A 19,797-nucleotide genomic window follows, 5' to 3' on the forward strand; every position below is an offset into this window, starting at 1 on the left:
CGGAGCCCGACCGAGTCGGTGGGCGGAGCGGTGAAGCAGAAAGGGCCCGGAGACATCGTCTCCGGGCCCTTCGCGTGCCCTGTCGCTCGCGCGGACCGGATGTAGGGGTCAGTCGCCCAGGCCGGCGCCCGGTTCCGGCCGCTCGTGACCCGGCGGCTGCGGCTGCGGCGGCTGGGCCGGGGAGGGCGGGCGGTGGGCGCCGCCCCGGGGCACACCCGCCTGCCAGAGGTGCGAACCGGAGACGCCGGGGGCCGGGGCCGGGGCCTGGGGCTGGGCCTGGGCCTGGGGCTGGGGCTGGGAGGGTGCCGGGGCTTGGGCCTGGGGCTTCGACGGGGCCGGAGCCGCTTCGGGGGTGGTGGCGGGGCTCGGGGTCCGTTCCGCCACGGGCTCGGCCTTCGCGCGGGGCGGGACGGGCGGCTGCGGGCCTGCGGCCGGTGCCGCCGTCGCCGGGCCCAGGTCGGGGCGCTGCCAGCGTTGCGGGACGGTCGACCGCCTGCGTACGGCGTCGGGGGCGCCCGCCGCCGCCGCGGCGACCGCGCGTGCGCGCAGGGCGCTCTGGCGGGCGATCGGGGAGAAGCCGGGTGCCGCGTTGCCGGTCTCGGACGGCAGGCCGCGCAGGCCCATCGCGTTCAGCTCGCCCTGGAGGCCCGTCTCCGGGGCGAAGATCTCGCGCGGCAGTTGCCAGGAGGCGGCGCCGTCCACGTCGACGCGGTGTTCCCGCCCGTCCACGGCGAACGTGAGGCCGTAGCCGATGTACTGGTCGTCCCTGTCGAACAGCAGGTCCCCGGAGATCTCGCCGCCCCGGTCGCGCACCTCGTTCGCGAGGACCTGGAGGGCGGGCGGCAGCGGGTTGGTGCGGCCGAGGCTGGTGACGTAGCCGTCGCCGCGGGCCACTCTCGGCTCGTTGGTCTCCTGGTCGACGTAGGGGACCTGGAAGCGGGTCACGCCGTTGTCGTCCTGGTAGGTCTCGATGGCGCCGACGCGTCCCCTGGCGAACGACAGACGCCCCTCGCCGCCCTCTTCGTGACCGTACTTGTCCAGCATCGCCGGGTACTGGACCTGGTGCAGGAGCGCGGGCGGCGGCCGCGAGCCGATGATCGTGACGTGGGCGTCGGGGTTCTCCCTGAGGATGATCTCCGCGTTGGCGACGGCGGTGCCGCCGGAACCCACGACGATCCACTCCTCGGCCCTGTGGGCGTCGAAGCGGCTCTCGGCGACCTCGTCGCCCAGCAGCGCCCGTCCCGGCGCGGCCTCGCGCGCCGTCTCCCATTTCAGAGTCGAGTCGAGGGCGGTGAAGCAGTTGCCCATGCGGGCGGCGGCACCGTCGTCCAGGCCGGCGGTGAGGGCGTCCTTCAGCGTCGAGGACGCCGATGAGTTCAGGGCGTCGAGCACGGTACGGGTGTCCGCGCCGCCCCGCTCGGCCTGCGTCAGCCAGGCGCGCATCTCGTCCGCACCGGGGACTCCCTCGCCCGCCAGCTCCCGGAGCCGGTCGCTGATCAGCCGCACGGCTTCGCCGCGGCTCTCCACGCCGAAGTCGCCGCGCGGCATCCCCGGGAGGAGTTCGGGGGTCAGACCGGTGGCGATGCTGGGAGTTCCGTCGCAGGCCACCCAGAGGGGAGTCGCGCTCTCCTTGCCGTCGTCGCCCAACGGGCGGACCTCGGCGAGCAGTTCGCCGTTTTGGCCGAGCCGCAGCCGGGCGTGGCCGTTCACCAGGTCGCCCTGGGTGGCCAGCTGGTCCTCCCAGATGCGGACGGCGTGGATGGAGATGCGCTGCCTGGGGTCGTCGACCGCCGCGTAGGGGTCCACGCCCATCCACCGGGCGAGATCCCGGTCCTGGTCGGCGGACTGCACGATGCCGTCACCGGGGTCCAGGTGCCATCGGCCGGCGGCGTCGATCAGCAGCGCGTCCGGGCTGCGTCCGGTGAGGCTGGCCCCGCCGCCGATCACCACCTTGCGCAACGGGAACCGTCCGCTTTCGAGCTGCCCCTCCAGCGCCCGGACGGTGCGCTGACCGACCTGCGCACGGTACTCCGCCCACTGCTCGGCCCCGTATTCCAACTGGTCGCGGGGGAGCGGCAGTCCGTTCTGGTCGTATCCCGGCATGGGCATGGTGACGTCCCGACCGGCGATGAACGCCTCCACCTGCCGTTCCGCACGCCGGGCGGCTTCACGGGACGCCTGGAGGGCGGCGGCGTCGGCGGGGGGCAGGTGCTCCACGGGGTGGGCGAGGTCGTCGACCAGGAGCCGGGCGTCGGCAGAGAGGTGCGGGGTGGAGACGAAGAACCGTCTGCGGGCCGCCGCGCTCTCCGCGAGGAACGCCTCCTCGTCGGCGACGGCCGCCATCGGGCGAAGACCGGAGACGTCGAGAAGTGCCGAGAAGTCGGCACGAGCCCGTGTCCGCTCCTGTTCCGGCAGTTCGACGTCGGTGCTGCGCCGCGCGAGCCAGTTCAACTGGCCGACGCGCCCGTGGTCCTGGCTCGACAACTCGGGGCGGTCACCGATCTCCGCTCCTCGGCTCAAGAGGCTTTCGCGTACCGGCGCCAGCCCCTGGCCCGACCGGTCCCGTACGGCCAGGAGCTCACCCACTTCGTGAGCGAGGACGCGGGACAGGTGCTCGTCCGGCAGACGGTCGGATATCTGCACGATGAAGTAGCCCGACGTCGTGTTCGTCACCGTTTGGGCGATGGTGCCGCTCTCCAGGGGAATGGCATCCACGCAGATCTTGGCCGAACCGCCCCGGGCGTCCTCCAGAAGGAAGTGCTCTCGTTCGTCCTCCGTGGCAGGCACCTTGCTGCACGAGCGGAACCGTTCCCCCAGGACGGCGAACGCCACGGGTTCCAGATCGCGTTCCACCGCTGCGACCAGCGTCGCCTGCCGGGCATGGAGCTGAGCGTCAGTGGCCTCTTCGGACTCCGGTAGCAGCACGTCCCCCGTACCTTCCGCCTACATATGCGTCAACGGCCCGTAGGATCATGCCATGTTGACAGCACGCTCATCCTCCGAAGCACACCTCTACATGGATCTGCATCCCTGCGAGTGCGGCTCCGGTGACTTCGAGCGTCGGCATCGTCTGGAACAGCACGGCGACGACGTCGTTGCGGTGTACGAGGGCGCATGCAGGCAGTGCGGCAACACCCGGCGCTTCACCTTCCGTATGGCCGAGGAGATCCCGCCGCCTCCGCCCGCGTTCGGCGGACCGCGACCATCGGAGATCATCGACCCCGGTGAATTTCTCGACGTCGCCTTCCGGATCGCGGAATCCACCGGCGTGCGGCTTCTCAACGCGCCGGAATCCGAGCATCACCGGTATCGCGACACGGTGGCCTACACGCTCGCCGCCTATGAAGAGGTCCCGAAGTTCATTCCGGCAGGACAGGACGCGGTCCCGGCCAGTGCCTTCACCTCAGAGGTGGGCAAGAGCCACTACCGGCGGGATCCGGGGAACTTCCGTCGCGAGGTGCTCGAACTGAACATCAAGAACGCGCGAGCCGTCCTCGCCGACATCGACAGGGTCGGCAACCCGCCCGGCGGCCCCGCTCCCCAGGCCTGATCCGCTCGGCGGTCGCACGGAGGGGGCACGGCGCCGACGGCGCCGTGCCCGAGGTCACCGGTGGGTTCCCGGCTGCTGCCCGGGCCAGCTCGGGGGCGGCCCCTGAGTCCATTCACCCCCGGAGTGCTGCGGCCGGCCCGGGGCCGGCCACTGCGGCTGCTGAGGCGCCGAGGGCTGGACGCCGGGCGCGTAGGGCTGCTGGGGCGCGGCCGGGTACGGCTGCTGTCCGGCCGACGCCCAGGCCTGTGGAGGCGCCACGGACTGGGGTGCGGGCATGTACGGCTGCTGCGGAGTCGCGGGGTACGGCTGCTGCGGCGCGGGGGGCTGCGGCGCCGGGATCTGTGCCGCGGGGGCGGGGTCGAAGCGGGGGAGGGGCGCCATGCTGACCCGGTCCAGGAAGACGATGTTGGGGTTGCAGTCGGCTGGGTGCACCAGAACTGCGCCGCCGGCCCGCCGCTCCACCACCAGAAGGCTGAACTCGGCGAGCGACTGCAGTTGCGTGGGCTCGAGCACGTACTCGTAGACCCGCTGCCGTCCGGTCGCGAGGCTGGTGCTGTCGCTGTCGCCGGTGGTGTGGGTCGTGGACTCGTTGGTGGAGTACGTGACGCTGGTGGAGGTGCCCGTCGTCTCGCTGTAGCTGCCGCCGGAGTTGGTGGAGGATGACGACGAGAACGGGTTGGACCCGCCCTGGTAGCTGGTGGAGCTGCTGCTGCCCCAGTTGCGTCCGTGGGTGGTGGACTCGCTGTAGGTCGTGCCCCTGCTGACGGAGGAGCCGATCGTCTTGGCGACGGAGGTGTTGACGGTCCTGCCCTCGGTGTCCGTCAGCGAGTGCAGGACGAAGGAGTGCTCGCGGCCGATGAAGTCCGCCGCGACGTTCGCCTCCTGGTGGTTGCCGAGCCGCATGAAGGCGACCGTGCCGCCGCCGATCATCTGCTCGGCGGCGTCCCTCAAGTGCGCGTGCAGCAGCACCAGTTGGGAGCCGCGTCGCTCGCAGACCTGTGCCAGCTGTTCGAGGTGGCGCCGTTGGACGCCCTGCTCGCCGAGGGCCACGACGACGGACGGCGCGGTCTCCTGGAAGGAGGTCAGCCGCCGCATCACGCTCTGGACGGCCAGGTCGGCCAGCAACTCCGTGCTCGCCGAACCCGCGCCGAAGTCCATGGCGAGGCAGGTGAGATAGCCGGGACCGCGTCCCTCTCGGGAGGTGCCCAGCCGTTCCAGCGGGTGGATGAAGGACACCAGCCGGAAGAGGCTGTCCCGCACATGGTCCCGGTTCTTGTCGTTGAGCAGGTCGTCCGCGATCCGGTTGCGTTCCTCCCGGCCGAGGCACTTGGTGTCGTCGGTCTCGCCCATCAGCACGCGCAGTCCCGCGCCCAGCCGGGCCACGGAGACGTCCTCGCCGAGGGCGCCGCACAGCTGCGTGAGGATGCGGGTGTCGACGGCACGCTCGGCGCGGCCCGCCTCGGGGGTGTCCCCGTGGACCGCCTCCACCAGCGCGTGCACCAGCTCGTGCGGCGCCAGTCCGCCGACGATGCTGCTCTCGGCCATACGGCTGGGCAGCAGTTGTACGTCGACGGGCACACCGGCGGCCTCGGCGAGGACGGAGAGCTCCCGGCACACCAGGGCCTGTGTCAGGTCGACCACGATCAGGGGACGTTCCTGCAGCGTGGAGGTACCGAACACGGTGAGGAAGCCCTCGCGGCCGCGCTGGCTGCCGCCGAAGACGTCCAGGCGCCGGGTGTCGGGGCCGAGGGGCAGCGTGCCCCACGCGTCGAGGCCGCGGACCCACTGTTCCTGCTGACTCTCGTGGTACTGCCGCTGCTGCTGCCACATCTGCCAGGACGACTGGAACCGCTGCTCCACGGCGCCCTGTTGGGCCGTGAGGTCGCCGGCGGCGGAGCTGAGCCGCTGCGAGGCGAGGGCCAGCCGGGCCAGGGCGACGACGATCGCCACGACGCCGAGGACCGCGAGGACGGCGTCGACGAAGTAGGCCAGCAGGAAGCAGACCGCCGCGACGCCGCCGCCTATTTTGAGGGCGGAGCCACGACGCTCGTCATGGTCCAGCCGTGCGGCCGCCGCCCGGTTCTCGTACCCGACCGCCACCTGCTCCCGCTGCGGTTCGGGCTCGACGAAGGGCCGGCGCAGCGACTCGGGGTCGCGGTAGACCCAGCCGAGACGCTGGCCGGCGTCGAAGAGGCGCAGATAGCGGCCGAGCTGTCCGGTCCCGGTGCTTTCGACAGTCATGCGTGAGGCTCCCGGCCGGTCAGGCGACGAACGTCTCGAGCGCGCGGATGCGCTGGTGGACGGGCGGATGCGAGGACATGAGCCGGGCGACGGGGCTCTCCTTGCGGGCGGCGTCGTCGTGGCCCGCCGCCTGCCAGCTCTCGAAAAGGGAGATCAGCAGGGGCCCGTACCCGAGCTGGCCGGCGAACCGGTCCGCCCTCAGTTCGCCCTGTCGTCCGGCCCAGGCGAGCAGGAACGGGATCGCGTAGAGGGCGACGGCGGGCGGGAAGGCGATGAAGGTCGCGATGGCGAAGGCGCCGAAGACCACTACGAAGACGCCGGCCGCCAGGCAGGAGAGTTCGGCCGTGAAGAAGAACAGGAAGCGCGTCACGAACTTCACGACGGTCATGAACATCCGGACCGGCACGGCGTACCAGAGGCCGAGCAGAAGGGCCCAGGAGTGACCGCCGACGTGATGTCCCAGCTCGTGGGCGAGCACGGCCGACAGCTGCTCGGGCGACTGCCGCATCGCTCCGCGCGTCACGCCGACGATGTGACCGGCGGCGGCGGAGGCGTTGAGCTCGTCCGTGTCCTCCATCCACAGTTCGTACTGCCGGCCGTCGATCCCGGCGCGGCGGGTGACGTCGTCCCAGAGCGGCTGGAGCGCGGCCAGTTCGGCGCCCGTGGGCGGGCGCATCTTGAACAGCAGCCTTGCCAGGCCGCGTTCGGTCGGGCGGTGGAACACCAGGGCGCCGGACGCGAGCCAGGCGATGATGAAGACGATGTCCAGGCCGCTCGGCAAGGCGCGCGAGATCAGCCAGATCACCAGCAGACTGCCCAGGAAGAGAGGCACGTTGAGCAGCAGTCTGGCCACCGACGTGGCGTCGGCGCCACGGCGCATCTGGGGAACGCCCGTGCCGGTCGGCACCACGGTGTAGTGAGGCTGCTGCTGCTGCGGGTACGACAACTGCGGTGTCTGCGCGGGCGATTGCTGCTGGGGCTGGGTCGGCGCGAACGACTGCGGCGGCGCGAACGCCTGCTGCTGCGGTGCCGCGTGCGGCGGTTGCCCGCCGTAGCCGGGCTGCGGGGGCGCGTACTGCGCCTGCTGTCCCGGCGTGTACTGCGGGGGCTGGTACGGCTGCTGTTGCTGGTAAGGAGGCTGCGGCGGCGCGGCCTGGTAAGCAGGCTGCTGGTAAGGAGGCTGCGGCGGCGCGGCCTGGTAAGCAGGCTGCTGGTAAGGAGGCTGCGGCGGCGCGGCCTGGTAGGAGGGCTGCTGGTGGGGCGGCTGCTGAGGGGGCGCAGCCTGGTACGGAGCCTGGTGCTGGGGCGGCGCGGCCTGGGTGGGGTGGGCATGCTGCTGCGGCGGTGCGTGATACGGCGCCTGCTGCGGCGGGGCGGGTTGACCGGGCGGGACGGGGGGCCCGGGCGGGTAGGCCGGGTTCTGCGGCGGACCGGATCCGCCGTCGGGATGGGCCGGGCCGCCGTACCCGTACGGGTCCTGCGGCTGGCGGGGATCAACGGGATGGGTCATATGAGTTCGCCCTGAGGAAGATGGGCGCCGTGCAGGCGCTCAAATGTGGACAGGTGAGAAATGACCGTCCCGAGGGCGGCAGAAGAGACGCCTCTGATGATTGAACTCGCCCCCGTGTCCGCCGAAGCGGATTGCAGTCATTGATCAGCAGCCGACACATGGTGCCCGAATCGACTTGCCAAGTCCACTTGGTTACAAGGAAAGTGACGTCACAGTTGCAAGGCTTGGCCGCGTTCGACCCTGGCTCTAGGGTGGTGCCGCAAGATCGACAACGGGGGAGACGTTGCCAACCACACCGCTCGCGCGCCAGCCCGTCCCCATTCCCCGGAGCGAACGGGCCGAGGAGCGGCGGGACCGCGCCGAACAGGCCGGACTCATATGACGGACCACCCCCTCGGCGGCGTCACCTGGCAGCGGTTCGCGAGCCTGGAGGCCGCGCTGCTGCGCGAGGTCCCGAGGCAGCGCCCGTCCGAGGACCGGCCTGCCGGCGGCGAGGACGAGCTGCGGGCGCAACGCCTCGCCGCGCTGGTCTCCGCCCACCACGCCCCGCACCCGCACGACCCGACCGGCGGCGCGGTGCTGGTCGGCTGGGCGCGCAGAGCGACCGACGGCCCGCTCGACATTCTCGTCGGCGGCGGCGCCCTGCTGGGCGGCCGCACGGACGAGGCCGACGGGACGGTGTCCTTGCTGCGGCTGCCCGCGGGCGCGCGCGGCCTGCGGCAGCCGACGGGCACGGCAGCCGCCCTGATGGCCGCCTTCCCCTGCTGGAGCGCGGTCGCCGCGGTGACCGACGGGCTGCTGGTCGACGACGAGCCGAGGCCGGCGAGCCCGGGAGCGGCTGCCCAACGTCCCACCCTCGAGGACTGTCTCCTCGGGGTGTGGCAGGAACCGTTCGCCTGGCTGGTGTTCGCGGAGCCGGTGCCTGCCGCGGAGCTCGACGAACTCACCGGTGACGTGGCCGACGAGCGGCGCAGGGCCCAGGCCAAGGCGGAGAGCTCACCCGAGTACGCCATCGCCGCGGCCCGGCTGGAGCGCCGCCACAGGGAGCTGGCCAAGGCGTCGGCCACTGGACTGTGGCGCATACGGCTGCTGGCCGGCGGGCGCACGCCCGAGGAGGCGACCCGGGTGGCGGCCCTGCTGTGCGCGTCGGCGGACCTGGAGGGTCTGCCGTACGCGCTGCGCCCGACCGGGCGGGTCGGCGACCTGGCCACCGCCCTCGGCGGTGTCCTGCCGGCGCCGGAGGAGTACCCGTTCCACGCCGGTTCGGACCTGCTCGCGGCCCTCGCCCGGCCACCGGGCCAGGAGATACCCGGCGTACGGTTCGCCCTGCGCCCGGAGTTCGACGTCACTCCCGAGACCGCGGGCCGCCCCGCGCCGCACGGAGCGGCGCCGGTCCGCCTCGGCTCGGTGCTGGACCGCAACCGCAGTCCCGTCGGCGACCTCGAACTGACCCGCTCCACGCTCAACCGGCACACGTTCGTGTGCGGGGCGACCGGCGGCGGCAAGTCGCAGACCGTGCGCGGTCTGCTGGAGTCGGCGACCCGCGCGGGCATCCCCTGGCTGGTCGTGGAACCGGCCAAGGCCGAGTACCGGTTCATGTCGGCGCGGCTCGGGGACACCGCCGAGGTCGTGGTGATCAAGCCGGGCGACCCGGAGTCCCTCCCGGCCGGCCTCAATCCGCTGGAACCGTCCGCGTACGCGAGCGGCGAGCGCTTCCCGCTCCAGACACACCTCGACATGGTGCGCGCCCTCTTCCTGGCCTCGTTCGACCCGCAGGAGCCGTTCCCACAGGTCCTGAGCGCCGCACTGACGCGCTGCTACGAGGACCTGGGCTGGGACCTGACGCTCGGCGAGCCGACGTTCCCGGGGGCCGAGCCGCGCTATCCGACCCTCGAGGACCTGGAGCACACGGCCCTCCAGGTCGTGTCGGACATCGGCTACGGCAAGGAGGTCGCCGACAACGTCCAGGGCTTCATCAAGATCCGCCTGGCCAGCCTGCGCCTCGGCACGACGGGCCGTTTCCTCGAGGGCGGGCGTCCGCTGGACTTCGGCGCACTGCTCCAGCGCAACGTCGTCTTCGAGATCGAGGACGTCGGCGACGACAAGGACAAGGCGTTCCTGATGGGCACGATCCTCATCCGGCTCGTCGAGTACCTGCGCATGGAACAACGGGTGACCCGCCGACTCTCCTTCCCTCTGCGTCACTTGACGGTGTTCGAGGAGGCGCACCGCTTGCTGCGCCGGGCCGAGGAAGGCGGCGCGAGCGCCCACGCGGTGGAGATGTTCGCGGGCCTGCTGGCGGAGATCCGGGCCTACGGGGAAGGGCTGGTCATCGCGGACCAGATCCCGAGCAAGCTGCTGCCCGACGTCATCAAGAACACGGCGGCGAAGGTCGTCCACCGGCTGCCCGCACTGGACGACCGCGAAGCGGTCGGCGCGACGATGAACATCACGCGGGCCCAGTCCGAGTACCTGGTCACTCTGCGCCCGGGCGAGGCGGCCGTCTTCACGGACGGCATGGACTACCCGCTGCTGGTGCGGATGCGGGACGGTACGGACCGCGAGGACGCGGGGGCGATCAGGGCGGCGTCGGCGGCGGGCATGACGGGTCCGCGCAGCAGGGCGTGTGCCGCCGACTGCTCGACGGTCCCGTGCACGCTGCGCGACCTGCGCCGGGCCCAGCGGCTGACGGAACAGGCCGAGCTCCGGGTCACGTTGTGGGCGGAGATGACGGTGGCGGCCCATCTGCTGGGCTGGACGACACCGCTGCCGGGCGAGGCGATGCGACGCGACCTGGAGCCGTACCGCGGCCGCCTCCTGGACTGCGCGATCGGCCAGGCCGTGGACGGGGCGGTGCACAGCCGCGTGGGCGCTCCCGCGGATCCGGGCGCGCTGGCCGAACACGTGGCCGCGGTGATGCGCGCCCAGCTGGACGGCCAGGACCCGTGCCGGGTCGGGGAGTCGCGCTTCAAGGCCCGGAAGGGGACGAGGACCCGGGCGTACTACCACGGGCGGTATGCGCCGTCCGTACTCGAGAAGATCGTGGGCTGCACGGATCCGTCGGAGGCGTGGAGCAAGCGCTTCGGGCAGGCGCTGGCCTGCTTCGAGCGCCGGATCCGCAAGCCGGTGGCACCTGCTGGGCCTGGGGGGATTCCGGGAAAGTGACGGTTCGGGACATCGCGCTCTGGCGCAACATGCAGGCCAACAAGGGATTTGCTCGACTCTTCGTCAGGCACCTTTCCGAACGTGACGGCCTGTCACCACTGGTCGACCTTGTCGTCGTCGTCGAGGGTGCCGAGGCAGACCATTCCCTGGAGCCCGGCGGCGTTTTCCCGATCCAGGACCAGGAGTGGAAGCTGGACCGGATCGAGGACCTCGATTCCCCGTCCGGGGACTGGACGGTCGTGCTCACTCGGGTCGAGCAGCCGACGGGCTGAGGGATGAGGATCGTGAGCGCCATGTCGGAGGACCCGGAATTCCGGACGGTCCATGCACCGCCGAGGTTCCCATCGACCACCGAGTCGCCCGTTCGCCGAGTCGCCGTGGTTCTGCGAGGTGAAGTCGTCGGGTATCTGTGGGCCGCGACGACCGATGACGCAGCCGGCTTCGTCGTGCGCAAGGCGGTCGGTGCGGACGCCTTCAACGCGAGCGTCCAATGGGCCGAACGCCTTCGGTGGGCCAAGGCGAAGGGCCTGACACCGCTCCAGGCGTTGCGGCACTGGGTCGGCGACGCCGGGGACGCCGAGGCCGGTGCGGTCTCCGGAGAGGAACAGCAGGAACCGACGCTGTCGGCGCTCGAGGCCAAGGCGTGCTGAGCGACTGACGAGCGAGCGACCCGACAGAGGCGGAAGGACGGGGGAGACATGGCGCGTCGTGGCGGTGGACGGTCGGAATGAGTGAGTTGTACGCAGCGGAGAAGGGGCCCGAGGCTCCCCCCGTCGTCGAGACGACGACTCCTGCGCAGACGGACTCTGCGGACGCCTGGGCGGACCCCGAAGAGCCCGCGGACGATGGACAAGCCGAGTCCGCCGAGATCGCCGGGGAACGCGGAGAGCCCGATGGCGCGGACGAGCCCGGGGAACGCGAAGAGCCCGATGGAGCGGACGAGCCCGGGGAACGCGAAGAGCCCGATGGCGCGGACGAGCCCGGCGAGCCCGGGGAGCCCGATGGCGCGGACGAGCCCGGGGAGCCCGAGTGGGGGCGGGAGGGCGACGATGCGGCGGCGGACACATCACATGGCGACGTCACGGACGCAGAGCATGAGAGCGAGCCGACGGAGCCACTCGAGCCGCCGGAGCCACTCGAGCCGACGGATACGCATCCCGGGCTCGACGGGCATGCCGATGACCTCGACGACTCGTGGGACTCCGTGGAGCCCGGCGAGTACGTCGGTGACGGGGCGGAAGAACCCGGTGACGCGGCGGAAGAACCCGGGCATCTGACGACGCACGCGCGGACCGTGTCGAGCGAGGACATGTCGCCCGCGGAGCCGGTCGAGACGCCTTCCGACGCCTCGGGGCCGCTCGTCCCTGATGAGGCCGACCCTGAAGGCGCCTTCCTCGACACCGCATGGGGGAGGGTCCGCGACGCCGTGTTCGACAGGAAGCCCGCCGAGCAGTTGGAGGACGCCCGTGCAACGGTGGAGCGGCCGGAATTCAATGAGATGTATCTGGAGGAGATCGGCGCCCCACTCGTCGTCTACGGCAGGCCGCTGGAACGGCCCGACGGAGAGCGTGTCCCCTTGTTCGACGGGCCGCCGCGTCGTGATCAGACCGAACAGGGAAGCCTCGGCGACTGTGGGGTGATCGCGACGCTCGGAGCGGTGGCCGGACACAGGCCGGATGACATCTCCGATCGTATTCGGGAGAACGGCGACGGAACATATGAGGTAACCCTCCATCAGGTGCGGCATACGTTCGACGGCGACTGGAGGCACTACGAGGCCACCGGGGGAAAGACGGTCCTCACCGTGACCGCCGATCTTCCGGTTCCGGCTCCCTCTCCCGAAATGCCGGCCTACGCTTCGACGGGCGGAGGCGAAGTGGCTTGGGTGGCGGTCATGGAGAAAGCCCTCGCGGGGGTCGATCAGACATGGGACGACCAGCGCCCCAAGGGCGGCGGCGGATACCTTCGCCTCGGCCTGGGATCGAACCCTGACATCCGTGCGGAAATTCTCACCCAGCTCACTGGGCTTCCCGCTTACTCGGAGGATTTCCCGAAAGGTCATGACTATCAGGGGAGGAGCCCTGAGCGGCAACTGGTGGAAACCCTGAGGGACAAACTTGACAACGGATTCCCTGTTCTGGTCGGAACGAAGGGTCATGACCCCAGGAGGCCGGTGCTCGACAAGGAACTCACCGTTGGTCATGCTTACGAGGTGACCGCTGTGGATGACAAGGGGAAGATACACTTGCGTGATCCCCATAATATGGGGGACCCGGAACCGTTGACCGTCGCGGAATTCAGGAAGAATTTCAAGAACCGCTACACGACGCTGGAGTAGATGTCGTGCTCAATGAAGTCAGGCTTCGCCTATCGGTCCCCGAGCGCAGGGGTGATGTCCGTTACGTGCTGCGCGATATTTATGCCCCGGATGGAGGGCCTGTCACCGTTTATCTGACTGTTGCCGCTGGGGAAGTGAACAAGTACGCCCTGGAAATCGGGGGAACCTTCTCCGTTTCCGATGAGACGTGGGTCCTCGACCGAGTGGAAGACCCGATGAGCACCGACGTGCGGGCAGTTCTGCGCCTGGTCGAGTGAGGACCGTCAGGCCCTGGGGACGCGGCGCCCGCTGATTTCGCGGCGGGCGTCGAGCGGTGGTCGGCGGATCGGGCTTCCGCGGCTCGACCTCCGTCCCCAGGGCCCGGATCAAGGCAGCCGGGCCAGCCTCGCCTCGAGCGGCTCGGCCGAGCGCAGGCTCACCGCCTCCTCGAAGAGTTCCCGTTCGACGAGGTGGTCGCGCCACGGGTAGCGGATGTGCCAGCGGTCGACGACGTACTGCAGAAGGTCGTAGCGGCCCGCCGCGGCGATGGTCGCGGCAGCGGTCAGGCTCTGGCGCAGGGACAGCCGAGAGTACGCCCCGTCCTGGTGGTTGGTCTCGCGTACGGCCATCAGCGCCTGCAGGGCCAGCACCGGGGGCAGGTCGAGACGGGCCACGACGGCATCGATGACGGCACCCGGGGGCGAGGCCGAGCGGGAGTGCTGGGGCGCAGTGGTCGGCGAGGGCGCCGCTCGGCTTGGCGGTCTCCCCTCCGTCCCGCTGAGCGGCTTCGAGCAGCGCGGGCAGCGGACCGTCGAAGCCGACGGCCGGCAGGCGTACCGCCCGGGCCCGGAGGGAGGGGAACACGTCGAGTTGTCGGCGGACCTTGTCGGCCCACTCGTCGAACTCCGGCCCGACGACGAACTCGGCGGCCGGGAGTGCGTCGACCTGTTCCTCACCCGTCGTCAGGGCCGCGGCCAGTCGCAGAATCGTCGAACTCGGCGACCTGGGATTCACTCACACCCAGAGTTGATCACGGGGGCCGCAGGACGTGTCCGACGACTGCCGGTGCGCTGACCGGAACCGCTTCTCGGCGTGCCGCGGGGAAGCGCTCAAGTCCCCTGGGCGGGGGCATGGATGAGGTCCGGGACGGGCGTCGCCTTCGCGGAGAACCCTTGGCATGATCGGTGGGTGAAGGCGGAGGGGGAGAGACGTGCGGCAGCTCGGCGGCGGGCGTTCGATGACGGAGGACGAAGCGTCGCGGTACATGGGGCAGTGGGGGACTCCCGACTTCAGCGGCGGCATGGCCGTGGTGCAGCACTGGGTCGACCTGGCACAGATCGTCCGCGCCAGGAGCGAAGCCTCAGGGGTGCTGCGTAACTTCGGCTGGGACGGACAGGCGCGCATCGCCCGGCTGCTCGGGGCGCAGGACGGCGCCTTCGTCCGGTCGTTCGCGGGCAAGCCCTGGGCGCGACTGTCCTGTGGGGCCCATGACTGGAGCCGGTGGGCGGCTGTGGAGGGCAGGGTCGAGATCTCCGAGCCGTCCCGGGAACCCGGCGACGCGGTGGGACGGGAACTGCGCGATGTCGAGTGGTTCAGGCGGCAGGTCTCGGAGGACTGGTACGAGAGGGTGGTTGAGCAGAAGCTGCTGGTGATCCGCGTACACGCCATCCGGATCTACGGCGAGGTCCGCCCGGAGTCGGAGTGGGAGGAAGTGCCGCAGTACTGGTGAGCCGTCAAGGGGGATGGTTGCGCGCGGTCGGCTCAGCCCCTCCGTGAAGGGGCGAGAGGGGCCCGTCGTGCGTGGGTCAGCCCAGCTGTTCCGTCGTGCCGTCCGGGTGGATCAGGAGGCGGATCGCGCCGCCGTAACGGTTGTCGGCTGCGGACTCACAGTCCTCCGATCTCGACCGGACGCGGGTGGAACCGCACGGACAGGTTGGCGGCGCCGGGGCGAGGGGACCGGGCTGCCGTGTTCGCCCTGAGGAGGATCTCCAGAATCACCAGCGGGGCGGTCGTTTCGGACGGCATCCAGTAAGCCAGCCGATGCGGGTTCTGCTGCGCCAGCCGGTAGTCGCGCGAGCCGACGTCGTGATTGCCGAGGTTCTCGGGGAAGTCCTCGGCGTCCCAGGCGCCCTCCCAGGACGGCTCGCCGAGCACGGCGGAGGCGGCCGTCACGTACAACGGCCAGACCCGGGCCGCTTCCGCGAGCAGGGCCGGGTTGTCCTCGACCGCCTCGGCGCCCGCTCCCCAGAGCCAGTGGCTGACGTCGGTCACCGGGGCCCAGCTGCCGCCCACGTTGTTGAGGGTGAGGGTGGCGCCGGTGTCCGTGCGCACCTGGAGCACGCGCTCGAAACTGGTGGGCACCCAGTCGAACTGGGCGCACCACATGTCCAGTCCCTTGCCCGGGTAGGGCGGGCCGGACCAGACGGTCGGCCAGTCCACGTCTGTCAGTCCACGCAGCTCTGCGACCAGCTCCTGCGGTGTCCGGTGCTGCAGACCTGAAGTAATCGCCATGATCAGTCCCTCTGGTTCCTCGTCGTCACAACAGCCAGCCGGTTCCGTCGTCCTCGGGATCGGCCGGCCCGTGGCAGGCGAGAGAGATCGTCGCACTGCCGGGCCCCCAACCGGCCGCGGTACCCGCCGCGAGGTTCGCCCTGAGCACGAACAGCGGTGCTCCCGGCGTACGGAAGGACCACAGCGCGAGCCGGTACGGATCCCGGTGCTCCTCGCGCCACTCCGCGTCCCCCCAGTACCCGCGTCCGGGGGAGTCCGGGAAGCCGACCGTGTCCCAGTGGCCGGACCAGGTGGGAACGCTCAGCACCGACTGGACGGCGGCGAGGTACGCGGGCCACTTCCCGGCGCTGAGCGCCATCAGGGTCTCGTTCTCCGCGGCGGCATCCGCCCGCACCGACCACAGGACGTGCTCGACGCGGCTCACCGGGCGGCCCGGGGGCCACCGAGGCGAGGTGGAGGCGGGCGCGCCGTGCCGTACGCACCCACTGGCCCGCCTCGAACCACAGCGGCCGCCAGCCGAACCCGGCGCACCAGTGCTTCTGCTTCTCCTCGTCCTCCGGGCCCCCGGCCCACCTGGTTGATGCTGTCGGAGGTCCAGTCACATGTGTCGAAAAGCGCATTCGCCTGCTGGGGGGCGGAGAACGAGAGAGCGATCACTCCGAGTATCAGGAACAGCGTCGCCCGTGCGGCGACTCCGGTGCTGATGAGTCCCTGGCGCCACGAACGCTTCGTTCGGGGCCGTGCCGGACGGCCGCCGCGCAGCCGGATGCGGGTCATGAGAAGCCCTTCGGGACGGTCAGAGGTCAGCGGGGAAGTAGTCGGTCAGGACGCACCCGTCGACCTGTCCGGGCTCCTGCTTGAAACCGCTGGGGATCGCGAGTTCGGGGTCGCAGGACAGGGTCATGAGGCCGGATGTCTTCAGTTCCTGGACGGTCTGGGCGTCGCCCGGCTCCACGGCGAAGTCCTTGCCGACGAGGAGCGCCCCGTAGTTCTTCGCCTTGATGGAGGTCTGGAACTTCTTCATGTCCGACACCAGAAGCAGCGTGTTGGAGTCGTGGTAGTCGTCTCGGCAGACAGCGCGTTCCTTGATTCCCCAGGCGGGCTCCTTGGTCATGTTCTCGTCGCCCCAGGCCGGGTCCTTGTCCGTGTACGACGAGTTGTCGTACTCGGCGCCCGTGGTCAGATCCAGGCACGAAGCGTGCTCGTTGAGGAAGTACGCGAGGGACGCCATGTCCGAGGCCTCGGGCAACCCCTTGCCCGCGGCCTGGCTGCCGCCGTCCTTGCCGGTACCGGCGCCGGCCCCGGTCCTGCCGTCACCGTCGCTGTTTGCGCCGGTGCCTGCCTCGTCGTCACCGCCGCCGCACGCGGTCAGCGAAGCCGACATGAGGAGGAACGCGCCGACGGTGATCGCTCGCCTGATTCGCATGATGTATTTCGCCTTACTGGGGGACGTAGTTGGTCAGGGCGCAGCCGTCCACGAGGCCGGGCTCCTTCTCGAAGCCGCTCGGCACCACGAAGTCCGCATCGCACGTCAGGAACCTCAGGCCGGACTGCTGAAGGCTCCGGATCGCCTCGTCACCGACAGGGACGACCGCGAAGTCCCGGCCGACCAGGAACTCGTCGCCGCTCGACTTGGCGGCCGTCTGGAACTTCTTCATGTCGGAGACGGTGAGCAGCGCGATGGGCCGACCGGATCCGTCCGTGCACACGGCGCGCTCCTCGATGGCCCAGGCGGGGTCCTCCGCCTCGTCCGTGCCCCATGCGTCGCCGTCGTGGCCCGTGTCGTATTCGTCGCCCGTCGCCAGGTCCTGGCAGGGGGTGTACTGGTTGAGGTACGTCGCGATGGACGCCGTGTCGGATGCCTTGGGCAGTCCGCCGGCCGCGCTCGGGTCGCCGCCGCCCGCCGGACCGTCGTCGGCAGTGGCTGCGGCGGGCGTGGGGGTGGCCGTGGTGTCGTGACCACCGTCCTCGCTGCTCCCGCACGCGCCGACTGCCGTCAGTGCGATCGGCGGTGCCGTCCCAGGTGACGGAGACGGCCTTGCTGGTGCCCTCGCTGCTCCAGCCGCACTCGGGGTCGACGCCGGCGGAGGCGTAGCGGGCGAGGCCGGCGCGGCGCGCGGAGGACGTGTCCGGGGAGAACGTCATGCAGAGCTGCGCGTACTGCTCCGCGAAGGCGGCCGCCTGCTCGGTGGGGAACTCGGTGAGCCGGTACCGGAGGGCGTCCGCCTCGTCCAGTCCCGCGGTGGTGGTGCCGGACGACTTGCCGACCACCAGCCCCATCACACCGCACGAGCCCAGTGCGAACACGCAAGTGGTGATCAGGAGGGTGGCGCGGAGGGCGACGTGCGTACGGCGTCCGCCGCCGGCGATGCGGCCGCCGGGCCTGGGGACGTCGAAGTCGCGGGCGGGGGTGGGGCGCGGGGCGGCCTGGGTGCCGCCGACGGCGGCCTGCGTGGTGGTCTGGGCGGCCGGGGCCGGGGCGGGGGTGGCGGCATGGAGGCCGGCCTGGGGCGTCATGGCCGGGGTGGGCGTTGTTGCGGGAGCGGTGGCCGTCGCCGCGCCGCCCCGCTTGCGCTGTTCCTTCGCCGCCTTCTTCTGCTCGTAGGCCGCCTTGCGCGCGGCCCGTTCCCGCTCGCGCTTCTCCTTCTTCGACTCGCCCTGGGGACGGGTCTCGCGCGGGGGCAGCGAGGGCACGGCGGCCTGGCCGGCGCGGGGCGTGTTGCGCACCCAGGCGGCTGCGACCTGCGCGCGGGCCGCGTCGGAGGGAAGCTGCTGGGGCTGGGGAGCCGACTGGGCGCCGGGCTGCGGCTGCTGCGGGGCGGGGGCCTGCTGCCCCTGCCCCTGTGCCTGCCACGCCTGCTGTGGTGGCTGCTGGGACGGACCGCAGGACCCGGGCTGCCCGGAAGGCTGGCCTCCGCCGACCGCGCCAGCAGGGCTGTTGTGGTCTGTCATCGAGTCGGTTACTCCAGCGAGTCGGTTCCCCGTCCGCCTGGGCGGGTCACGACCGCACCGCACGACGGGCCCTGGCCATGCCAGGTGCGCTGGCAGTGTGACAAAGACCTGTCACCGGACCGCTGTCGCTTTCCCCGCCGGGACTCCATGGATTCCCGGCGGGGCGGTCTTGGGGAAACAGGCCGGGAAAGTCGGCAGGGACACCTCGGGAAGGCGCTGTGCCGCGCGCACTGCCTCTGGGCACACAATGCGCTGGGCATGTGCGCCCGATGTACCGGGCGCCGCCGCCCGGCGCCCCGACCCCCTGGAGCACGGACCCGGCGAAGGACGAGAGTTGACCGACCACAACGGGCACCCGCAGCAGCAGTACTCCCAGCAGGCAGACCCGCGTGCCGGGGAGATCCCCCAGCAGTCGCCGCCGGTCCAGCAGGTCCCTGTCCCCGCCGTCGTACCGGTCGCCCAAGCGGCACAGGCCCCGCAGGTCTACCAGACCGAGCGCGCCTGGGTCGACGGCTACGAGCCGGGCAACCCCTGGCAGGCCCGGCTGTGCGTGGATACGCCGTACGGGACCTTCGCCTACCCCCTCACGCCGAACACGATTCCCGAACTTCTCGAGCAGATGGTCCTGGTGGCCCAGGAGCAGCAGGGACTGCCGGTCGGTTTCGACGAGGAGCCCGAGCCGTCGTCGCCGGACGAGGAGGCCGCGGACGAGGAGCAGCAGTCCGCCTCCGACATCCACAGCGGTCGGGCCGCGCGCCTGACGGGCTGGGCCGTCGTCCACGATCTGTGGGAACGCGAGGATCCGACGGCGCGCATCGTGATGGGCGCGGTGGTGGTGGTGCTGTTGCTGCTCGGTATCGTCCCGGCCTGAGAGCGCTGACAGATCGAGTGATCGCCTGACCGAGAAACGTCGAAGGGGACCCATGCCGACGGAGAGAACGGGCCGGACGCCGCAGGACCTCGCCGCCGAGCTGGCCGGACTGATGAGAGTGGACTGGCCGTGGGTCTGGTCGGGGCCTCCGCAGGGCGGCTCGCCCGCGTTCCGTGAGTGGTGCGAGCGGTACGGGTGGGCCCCGCAGAACGCGGAGGGGAATCTGCGCGTGCTGACGGGCACGGGCGGGAGACTGACCTTCGGATCGGGGGGTCGGTGGAACCCCGTGACCGACATCGATTACGTCGCCCGGGACCTCGTGGCAGTGTCCGCGACCGAGAACGAGCAGGTCATCGCCGCCACGGCCGAGGACTGGACGCAGCACCTCGACGCCGCTGCCGGTGTCCTGGGCGCACCTGCCTGGACCGGTGCCTGGGACGCCCCGGACTTTCCGGAGCCCCAGCACGAGAGGTACTGGCCGAGCCGCGACTTCCGGTTGAAGACCCGACGCCCCTACCGCTTCGCCTATTGGGCTCCCGCCACCGGCCGGCCGGAGCAACCCCTCGTGGTCCTCGACCAGTCCGTGTCGTTCCCGACCTGGACCGAGACCGCGCCCGGCGGATCGATGATCTGGCTGAAGTTGTTCCGGCCCATGGAAGGCGAGGGGATGCACGCGTGAC

At 71.2% G+C, this 19,797-nt stretch carries 18 protein-coding genes; 9 read left to right on the forward strand and 9 right to left on the reverse strand.

All coding sequences use genetic code 11. The features are described 5' to 3' along the window. Positions 1 to 108: 108 nt before the first annotated feature. Entirely contained in the window at positions 109 to 2,925 is a 2,817-nt protein-coding gene (locus ACZ7DE_RS26230; RefSeq protein WP_470765231.1) for a hypothetical protein, read from the reverse strand. Between the two features lie 52 nt (positions 2,926 to 2,977). On the opposite strand from ACZ7DE_RS26230, the gene ACZ7DE_RS26235 reads away from it, so the two are divergent. Next, positions 2,978 to 3,550, forward strand: a complete 573-nt coding sequence (locus tag ACZ7DE_RS26235; RefSeq protein WP_470765233.1) for a hypothetical protein — start codon at positions 2,978 to 2,980, stop codon at positions 3,548 to 3,550. A gap of 54 nt (positions 3,551 to 3,604) precedes the next feature. Here ACZ7DE_RS26235 and ACZ7DE_RS26240 read toward each other — a convergent pair whose 3' ends face one another. Beyond that, positions 3,605 to 5,791: a hypothetical protein gene (locus ACZ7DE_RS26240; RefSeq protein ID WP_470765236.1), complete on the reverse strand. Its 2,187-nt coding sequence runs from the start codon at positions 5,789 to 5,791 to the stop codon at positions 3,605 to 3,607. Positions 5,792 to 5,810: 19 nt separating this feature from the next. After that, the gene (locus ACZ7DE_RS26245; RefSeq protein ID WP_470765238.1) at positions 5,811 to 7,301 is read right to left on the reverse strand and encodes a M48 family metalloprotease; all 1,491 of its coding nucleotides are present in this window, start codon (positions 7,299 to 7,301) and stop codon (positions 5,811 to 5,813) included. A 378-nt stretch (positions 7,302 to 7,679) separates the two neighbouring features. Between ACZ7DE_RS26245 and ACZ7DE_RS26250 the strand changes: the two genes are divergently transcribed. From ACZ7DE_RS26250 to ACZ7DE_RS26270, 5 genes are all read left to right on the forward strand, one after another. Continuing rightward, entirely contained in the window at positions 7,680 to 10,466 is a 2,787-nt protein-coding gene (locus ACZ7DE_RS26250) for an ATP-binding protein (protein ID WP_470765240.1), read from the forward strand. Continuing rightward, a complete protein-coding gene (locus ACZ7DE_RS26255; RefSeq protein WP_470765243.1) occupies positions 10,463 to 10,738 on the forward strand; it encodes a DUF6406 domain-containing protein in 276 nt (91 codons plus the stop codon). Before ACZ7DE_RS26250 ends, ACZ7DE_RS26255 begins: the two co-directional genes overlap by 4 nt. Positions 10,739 to 10,843: 105 nt before the next feature. Next, complete coding sequence (locus ACZ7DE_RS26260) at positions 10,844 to 11,116, forward strand: hypothetical protein (RefSeq protein WP_470765245.1); 273 nt, start codon at positions 10,844 to 10,846, stop codon at positions 11,114 to 11,116. Between the two features lie 77 nt (positions 11,117 to 11,193). Then, the gene (locus ACZ7DE_RS26265) at positions 11,194 to 12,804 is read left to right on the forward strand and encodes a C2 family cysteine protease (protein ID WP_470765246.1); all 1,611 of its coding nucleotides are present in this window, start codon (positions 11,194 to 11,196) and stop codon (positions 12,802 to 12,804) included. 5 nt (positions 12,805 to 12,809) lie between these two features. Beyond that, the gene (locus tag ACZ7DE_RS26270) at positions 12,810 to 13,061 is read left to right on the forward strand and encodes a DUF6406 domain-containing protein (protein ID WP_470765250.1); all 252 of its coding nucleotides are present in this window, start codon (positions 12,810 to 12,812) and stop codon (positions 13,059 to 13,061) included. A 108-nt stretch (positions 13,062 to 13,169) separates the two neighbouring features. Here ACZ7DE_RS26270 and ACZ7DE_RS26275 read toward each other — a convergent pair whose 3' ends face one another. Next, positions 13,170 to 13,457, reverse strand: a complete 288-nt coding sequence (locus ACZ7DE_RS26275) for a hypothetical protein (RefSeq protein WP_470765253.1) — start codon at positions 13,455 to 13,457, stop codon at positions 13,170 to 13,172. Positions 13,458 to 14,020: 563 nt separating this feature from the next. On the opposite strand from ACZ7DE_RS26275, the gene ACZ7DE_RS26280 reads away from it, so the two are divergent. After that, positions 14,021 to 14,512, forward strand: coding sequence for a pyridoxamine 5'-phosphate oxidase family protein (locus ACZ7DE_RS26280; RefSeq protein WP_470765255.1), 492 nt, complete (start codon positions 14,021 to 14,023; stop codon positions 14,510 to 14,512). A gap of 155 nt (positions 14,513 to 14,667) precedes the next feature. Here ACZ7DE_RS26280 and ACZ7DE_RS26285 read toward each other — a convergent pair whose 3' ends face one another. The 5 genes from ACZ7DE_RS26285 to ACZ7DE_RS26305 form a co-directional block, all read right to left on the reverse strand. After that, a complete protein-coding gene (locus ACZ7DE_RS26285; protein WP_470765257.1) occupies positions 14,668 to 15,294 on the reverse strand; it encodes a hypothetical protein in 627 nt (208 codons plus the stop codon). A gap of 25 nt (positions 15,295 to 15,319) precedes the next feature. Further along, on the reverse strand, positions 15,320 to 15,718 hold the full coding sequence (locus ACZ7DE_RS26290) for a hypothetical protein (protein ID WP_470765259.1): 399 nt from the start codon (positions 15,716 to 15,718) through the stop codon (positions 15,320 to 15,322). Between the two features lie 372 nt (positions 15,719 to 16,090). Then, the gene (locus tag ACZ7DE_RS26295) at positions 16,091 to 16,720 is read right to left on the reverse strand and encodes a hypothetical protein (protein WP_470765261.1); all 630 of its coding nucleotides are present in this window, start codon (positions 16,718 to 16,720) and stop codon (positions 16,091 to 16,093) included. A gap of 13 nt (positions 16,721 to 16,733) precedes the next feature. After that, the gene (locus ACZ7DE_RS26300; RefSeq protein ID WP_470765262.1) at positions 16,734 to 16,952 is read right to left on the reverse strand and encodes a hypothetical protein; all 219 of its coding nucleotides are present in this window, start codon (positions 16,950 to 16,952) and stop codon (positions 16,734 to 16,736) included. Continuing rightward, entirely contained in the window at positions 16,870 to 18,246 is a 1,377-nt protein-coding gene (locus ACZ7DE_RS26305; protein ID WP_470765265.1) for a hypothetical protein, read from the reverse strand. Before ACZ7DE_RS26305 ends, ACZ7DE_RS26300 begins: the two co-directional genes overlap by 83 nt. 334 nt (positions 18,247 to 18,580) lie before the next feature. On the opposite strand from ACZ7DE_RS26305, the gene ACZ7DE_RS26310 reads away from it, so the two are divergent. Next, a complete protein-coding gene (locus ACZ7DE_RS26310) occupies positions 18,581 to 19,117 on the forward strand; it encodes a hypothetical protein (protein ID WP_470765268.1) in 537 nt (178 codons plus the stop codon). Between the two features lie 52 nt (positions 19,118 to 19,169). Further along, positions 19,170 to 19,796 carry a hypothetical protein gene (locus ACZ7DE_RS26315; RefSeq protein ID WP_470765270.1) on the forward strand — a complete coding sequence of 209 codons (627 nt, stop codon included), beginning with the start codon at positions 19,170 to 19,172 and terminating at the stop codon, positions 19,794 to 19,796. The last annotated feature ends 1 nt before the right edge of the window (position 19,797 follow it).

Source organism: Streptomyces sp. NPDC037083, assembly GCF_055606485.1.

What these genes read in the sequence shown, in the direction of transcription:
- ACZ7DE_RS26315 (WP_470765270.1), top strand. Translation starts at nt 19,170, where the DNA reads ATGCCGACGGAGAGAACGGGCCGGACGCCGCAGGACCTCGCCGCCGAG.
- ACZ7DE_RS26295 (WP_470765261.1), bottom strand. Translation starts at nt 16,720, where the DNA reads ATGCGAATCAGGCGAGCGATCACCGTCGGCGCGTTCCTCCTCATGTCG.
- ACZ7DE_RS26245 (WP_470765238.1), bottom strand. Translation starts at nt 7,301, where the DNA reads ATGACCCATCCCGTTGATCCCCGCCAGCCGCAGGACCCGTACGGGTAC.
- ACZ7DE_RS26250 (WP_470765240.1), top strand. Translation starts at nt 7,680, where the DNA reads ATGACGGACCACCCCCTCGGCGGCGTCACCTGGCAGCGGTTCGCGAGC.
- ACZ7DE_RS26285 (WP_470765257.1), bottom strand. Translation starts at nt 15,294, where the DNA reads ATGGCGATTACTTCAGGTCTGCAGCACCGGACACCGCAGGAGCTGGTC.
- ACZ7DE_RS26240 (WP_470765236.1), bottom strand. Translation starts at nt 5,791, where the DNA reads ATGACTGTCGAAAGCACCGGGACCGGACAGCTCGGCCGCTATCTGCGC.
- ACZ7DE_RS26300 (WP_470765262.1), bottom strand. Translation starts at nt 16,952, where the DNA reads ATGAAGAAGTTCCAGACGGCCGCCAAGTCGAGCGGCGACGAGTTCCTG.
- ACZ7DE_RS26305 (WP_470765265.1), bottom strand. Translation starts at nt 18,246, where the DNA reads ATGACAGACCACAACAGCCCTGCTGGCGCGGTCGGCGGAGGCCAGCCT.
- ACZ7DE_RS26280 (WP_470765255.1), top strand. Translation starts at nt 14,021, where the DNA reads ATGACGGAGGACGAAGCGTCGCGGTACATGGGGCAGTGGGGGACTCCC.
- ACZ7DE_RS26235 (WP_470765233.1), top strand. Translation starts at nt 2,978, where the DNA reads ATGTTGACAGCACGCTCATCCTCCGAAGCACACCTCTACATGGATCTG.
- ACZ7DE_RS26265 (WP_470765246.1), top strand. Translation starts at nt 11,194, where the DNA reads ATGAGTGAGTTGTACGCAGCGGAGAAGGGGCCCGAGGCTCCCCCCGTC.